The organism is Mesorhizobium sp. M7A.F.Ca.MR.362.00.0.0 (genome assembly GCF_004023175.1).
Lineage (GTDB): Bacteria > Pseudomonadota > Alphaproteobacteria > Rhizobiales > Rhizobiaceae > Mesorhizobium.
Genome location: NZ_RZTF01000212.1, coordinates 9,109 through 11,232, shown reverse-complemented (window position 1 = coordinate 11,232; position 2,124 = coordinate 9,109). Strand labels below are relative to the sequence as shown.

Sequence of the window (2,124 nt, the reverse complement as noted above, 5' to 3'; positions counted from 1 at the left end):
CGGCACCGAAACCTGCCTGCGCATCGGCGGCTACATCCGTTACGACATCGGCGGTGGCGACCTCGGTTCGTTCGATGGTGCAAAAGCCGCGGATCACCAGGATGGTGATGACCACAATACCTGGCTGAAGAATACCCGCTTCACGCTGAAGACCTGGACAGGCCAGGAAACCGAACTCGGCACGTTGAAGACCTACACCGAGACCCGCTTCAACTTCGGCGACGACAACGCTTTCGAGGACGTCAACGCCGCCCATAACCGGGACGTCTCGCTGAACTTCGCCTGGATCCAGCTCGGTGGCCTGCGCGTCGGTAAGGACGAATCGGCCTTCGACACGTTCGTCGGCTACGCCGGCAACGTCATCCAGGATACGCTGGTTCCCTACGGCGATTTCGACACCAACGTCGTCCAGTACTACTTCGATGCCGGCAACGGCTTCTCGGCAGTGGTCTCGCTGGAAGAAGGTAACGCCAATGACACGATCGACAGCTATGTTCCGCATGTCGTCGGCGGCGTGAAGTACACGCAGGGCTGGGGCGCCATCACCGGTGTGGTCGCTTATGACAGCAACTATGAGGAAGTGGCCGGCAAGGTTCGCCTGGATGTGAACGTCTCCAACGAACTCTCGCTGTTCATCATGGGCGGCTACGGCTCGGACGATAACCTCAACGACAACCTCGGCAATCATGTCGACGCCAATGGTCGCGGCTTCTACAAGATGTGGGGTGGCAATTGGGCAGTGTGGGGCGGTGGTACCTACAAGTTCAACGAAAAAACCTCGTTCAACGCCCAGGTGTCTGCTGACGATTGGAAGAACGTCGGTGTTGCCGCGAACATCGCTTATGACGTTGTTCCGGGCTTCACCGTCACGGCCGAAGTCGACTACCTCCACGCAGGCCGATTTGGCGATGTCAACTATGTTAACCCATCGTTCACCCCGGCCGATAAGAAGAACAGCATCGGCGGCCTCCTCCGCTTCCAGCGCTCGTTCTAATATATTTCGACTTGTCGAAATCGAAACCCGGCGGGTAACCGCCGGGTTTTTCGCGCCGGATTTTCAGGGGCCTCGGCAAATGCAACTGTGCTGCCCCGCGGCCGAGCCTTGCACTTCTTGAAGGTTTGCGGCCAACAGTAGCCAGCCGCCGAGGCGGAGCCCTGACAGCTTCGGCAACCAGGCTATTTGCCAGTCCGGCAGCGCCTGAGATTTCGCGCCAAGCGCTTCGAGCGCCGACCAGCAGAAAATAATCGGCCAACCGGCGATTGCATTTGGGATCGTCGGGTGCGGAATCACGCGCATCCGTACGCTTCTTCAGCTCAGCAGTGCCAACCAAATCGAGGTGACGTGCATGAGAGGCACGCCAGCCCCGTTTGAATTACGTCTCCGCCAAGTCGCCCAAAGCATCGATTAGCGGCTGGATCTCGCCTTCATAATTCTTCCAGCGCTTGACAGACGATTTGTAGATGGGTTGGCGAACCTGCCAGCGGCTGGGCGTGTTGACCGAACCATCCCTGTCGAAAAAACGCAGGCAGGCGTCATCCCAAGGCAGCCCAAGGTAATCTATGAGGCGGCGTGACTGCGCCTCCTGATCTTCGACCAGCGTTTCGTACTGGTTTTCGAAGATCAGGCCCGGGAAAACCTCGTTCCAATGCTGCATCAGACGGTCATATTCGCGATAGTACAGACCGAGTGTCTTCAGATCGGTGTTGTAACTGTGCCCCTCGCCGAATTTCAAGACATAGCAAGAGACGCAATTGTCGATGGCGTCACGGCGGCAATGGATGATCTTTGCGTTGGGGAAGAGAAGGCCAATCAAACCGATCAGTTCAAAATTATGCGGCATCTTATCCACGATCCTAAGTGCCGCGGGCGCCCGCTCCTTCAGATAGGACAAATGCTCCTCGGCCAATGTTCGGGACAAGCCTTTTGTGATCGACGCGACCGCCGAGTTCAAATCTCCGGCTGACGACCTTCTGAGTTCAATCGCATTCGCCACCCGCCTAAGCTTCATTAGTTCGCCCGCGCCGTGTACATCAGGATGACTGGCGCAGATCTGTTCCGTAAGAGTTGTGCCTGAGCGAGGCATGCCGACCACGAACACGGGAATTTCCGAAGGATTTCCGTAA

At 57.3% G+C, this 2,124-nt stretch carries 2 protein-coding genes; one reads left to right on the top strand and one right to left on the bottom strand.

Annotated features, from left to right (window positions below; genetic code table 11):
- Positions 1 to 994: porin (locus tag EOC06_RS23070; protein WP_164898700.1), on the top strand; the 994-nt coding region annotated here is incomplete at its 5' end.
- A gap of 379 nt (positions 995 to 1,373) precedes the next feature.
- Here EOC06_RS23070 and EOC06_RS43270 read toward each other — a convergent pair.
- Positions 1,374 to 2,124, bottom strand: a 751-nt coding sequence (locus EOC06_RS43270) for a sulfotransferase (RefSeq protein WP_245469939.1), incomplete at its 5' end; no start/stop codon positions are given.